Below are 3,346 nucleotides of genomic sequence, written 5' to 3'. Positions count from 1 at the left end.
GAACAGAACGACCCCTGGGATCGGCAGATCTCTTCCCACCTCTATGTCCCCGATCCCAACCAGCGACTCCGTCAGCAAATCGTCCTGGGGATCGGCGGCTATCGGGCCCTGGAACTGCTGGGGATCGAATATTCGATCCTGCATCTGAACGAGGGGCATCCAGCCTTCGCTCTTTTCGAACGGGTGCGTTCCTGTGTGGAAAACGACAAACTCTCCCTCGATGATGCCATCGATCGGGTGCGCAAGACATCAATCTTTACCACCCATACGCCATTGCAGGCGGCAACGGATGTCTACAGCTTCGATATGATGAGTCACTACTTTTCCGACTATTGGCAGCGGCTGGGGATGGACAAAGAACGTTTCATGAGCTTCGGGCTCAATCCCGATGCTCCTCAGGCGGGCTTCAATATGACGGTCCTGGGCTTCAAGCTCTGTGCCCAACGCAACGCCGTGAGTCAAAAGCATGCTGAGGTGACGCGGGAAATCTGGAAGAGCCTCTTTGCCCGGGAGCCGGAAAACCAAACCCCCATTGTCGGGATCACCAACGGCGTGCATCTGCCCACCTGGCTGGGGGACGAACTGCGGGAGTCGATCGACGGCATCCTGGGGGAAAACTGGCTGGGTCTCCAGGCCGATCCCGATCTCTGGTCCCGAATCGACGAGATGGAGGATGAAGAGATTTGGCAACTCCATTACACCTACAAGGTGCGAATGGTCAACTTCATCCGGGAGCGAGTACGGCGCAAATGGTCCGACGAACATATCGATCCGGTGGTGGCGATGGCCGAGGGGGTGATGCTGGATCCCGATGTCCTGACCCTCGGCTTCGCCCGGCGCATGACCGCCTACAAACGCCCCGATCTGATCCTGCACGATCTGGACCGTCTGGAGAAGATCATCAACAACTTCTCCCGACCGGTGCAGATCGTCTTCGCCGGCAAGGCCCATCCGGCAGACCAGCCGGGCAAGGAGATTCTGCAGCGGATTTTCCGAACCGCGCAGGATCGCCGTTTCCGGGGGCGGATCGCCTTCGTCGAAGATTACGGCGAAGGGACGGCCAAATATCTGGTTCGCGGCTGCGATGTCTGGCTCAACAATCCCCAGATTCCCATGGAAGCCTGCGGTACCAGCGGGATGAAGGCGGCGATCAACGGGACGCTCCACTGTTCGACGCTGGACGGCTGGTGGCCCGAGGGATACAACGGTCACAACGGCTGGGCCATCGGCGGGGAGAGCTCCGACGACGCCAAAGACGCCGAAGCTCTCTATACGCTCCTGGAGAAAGAGATCGTCCCCCTCTACTATACGCTGGACGAGCACAAACGCCCCGCCGGCTGGATCGCCCGGATGCGGGAGTCGATCCGCAGTGTGGCCCCGCACTTTGGAAGCCGCAGGATGATGCAGGAGTATCTGGGCAAATTCTATCTGCCGATTTCAAAAGAGGTAACGACATGGGAAGACTGATTCTACTTCGACACGGACAGAGCGTCTACAACAAGCAAAACATCTTCACGGGCTGGACCGATGTGGAGCTGAGCGACGAAGGGATCGCCGAGGCGAAACGGGCCGGGCAGATCCTCAAAAGCAACGCGCTTTTGCCCGATCTCTGTTTCACCTCCTGGCTCAAACGGGCGATCCATACCGCCCAGCTGGCACTGCGGGAGATGGATTGGGAGCAGATCGACTGCGTCAAAAGCTGGAAACTCAACGAACGTCACTACGGCGCCTGGCAGCAGCGCAACAAGGACGAAGTCAAAGCCGAAGTGGGGGAGGAGGCCTTCGTCGCCGTGCGGCGGGGTTACGCCACACCCCCGCCGCCGCTGCCCGACGGCGACCCGCGACTCCCCGATAAGGATCCCAAATTCCGCCTCATCGACCCGCAGGAGCTCCCCCGCAGCGAATCGCTCAAAGATACCCGGCAACGGACACTCAACTATTTCTACGAAGCGATCGCCCCGGAACTGGCGCGGGACAAAACGGTGCTCGTCAGCGCCCACGGCAACTCCCTGCGGGCCCTGACTATGGCCATCGAAAATCTCAGCCCCGAAGCGATCGTCAAGGTGGAAATCCCTACAGGAATACCGATTCTCTACCGGTTCGACGAGACGCTGCTGATGCAGGAGAAGAAGGTGTTGGCTTGACACGGAAAGATTGGAGAGTTATGATTGAGGAAAGTCCGACAAAAGGAGGATGTTATGGGACGCTACACTGAGAAACTCGATGAGATCAAACGGCTCATCGGGGATCTGCAAAAAGAGGCCCCCGAAGCGATCGGGGCATTCCACACCTTCATGGAGGCGGTGGAGAAGCCCGGAGCCATGGATACCAAATCCAAAGAGTTGGTCAACGTGGGGCTGGCGGTGGCGGCCCAGTGCGAATGGTGCATCGCCCTGCACACCAAAGGGGCCCTCGACGCCGGCGCCACCCGGGCCGAGATCATCGACGCGGCCCTACAGGCGGTGCTGATGCACGGGGGACCGGCGCTGATGTACATGACGCCGGTGATCGAGGCGTTGGATGAATTTGGGGCAAAATAAATTTTGTAATTGGTGTATTGGTTATTGGTATATTGGGTGTGAAACCTGACTTTTACCAATACACCAATACACTAATATACCAATAACAAGGAACAGCCATGGACAAACTCACAGCCGAAGAGATCTACTACACGATGAGTCTGGGGCGGAAGTTCGAATACGCCGCCAAAGAGCACTATATGACGGGGGAGATTTCCGGATTTCTCCACCTGGATATCGGGCAGGAGGCGCTGAGCGTGGCGGCGATGAAGGCCTTCGACCACGGGGACGTCTTCACCACCTACCGGGAGCATATCATGGCCATCGCCAGAGGCATCGAGCCTCGGGCAGTTATGGCGGAGCTTTTTGGCAAAAAGACCGGCGTGAGCGAAGGGCGGGGCGGGTCGATGCACCTGTTTGATCCGACCCACTTCTTCTACGGCGGCGACGCCATCGTGGGTGGTCATCTTCCCAACGCCGTAGGCTGCGCCTACGCCCGGAAATTCCAGGAGAGCGAACACGGGGTCATGGCGGTTTTCGGCGATGGGGCCACCAACGGGGGCGCCTTTTTCGAATCGCTCAATATCGCGAGTGCGTGGAAACTGCCGATTCTCTTCCTCTGCGAAAACAACCGCTATGCCATCGGCACCGAGATCACCCGGGTGGCTCCTTTTCTGGAGCAGGCCAAAAAAGCCGAACCCTACATGCCCACGATGGAGGTCGACGGCAACGACGCCGTGGCGGTCTACGAAGCAATCAAGGAGGCCCAGGCCTATATCCAGAAAGGCCATGGGCCCATCTTCATCGAAGCCTTCACCTACCGCTGG

General features: G+C 58.6%; 4 protein-coding genes. All 4 read left to right on the top strand.

Annotation, left to right across the window (positions count from 1 at the left end):
- Positions 1-1,467: alpha-glucan family phosphorylase (gene glgP / locus F8I07_RS04010; RefSeq protein ID WP_292656037.1), on the top strand; the 1,467-nt coding region annotated here is incomplete at its 5' end.
- Entirely contained in the window at positions 1,455-2,144 is a 690-nt protein-coding gene (locus tag F8I07_RS04005; protein WP_292656034.1) for a 2,3-diphosphoglycerate-dependent phosphoglycerate mutase, read from the top strand. The genes glgP and F8I07_RS04005, both read left to right, overlap by 13 nt.
- A gap of 54 nt (positions 2,145-2,198) precedes the next feature.
- Positions 2,199-2,540, top strand: a complete 342-nt coding sequence (locus F8I07_RS04000) for a carboxymuconolactone decarboxylase family protein (RefSeq protein ID WP_292656032.1) — start codon at positions 2,199-2,201, stop codon at positions 2,538-2,540.
- A 98-nt stretch (positions 2,541-2,638) separates the two neighbouring features.
- Positions 2,639-3,346, top strand: a 708-nt coding sequence (locus F8I07_RS03995; protein WP_292656029.1) for a thiamine pyrophosphate-dependent enzyme, incomplete at its 3' end; no start/stop codon positions are given.

Origin of the sequence: Nitratifractor sp., assembly GCF_015487065.1 — a bacterium.
Taxonomy (GTDB): Bacteria; Campylobacterota; Campylobacteria; order Campylobacterales; family Sulfurovaceae; genus Nitratifractor.
This window is presented reverse-complemented; position numbering and strand designations above follow the sequence as displayed.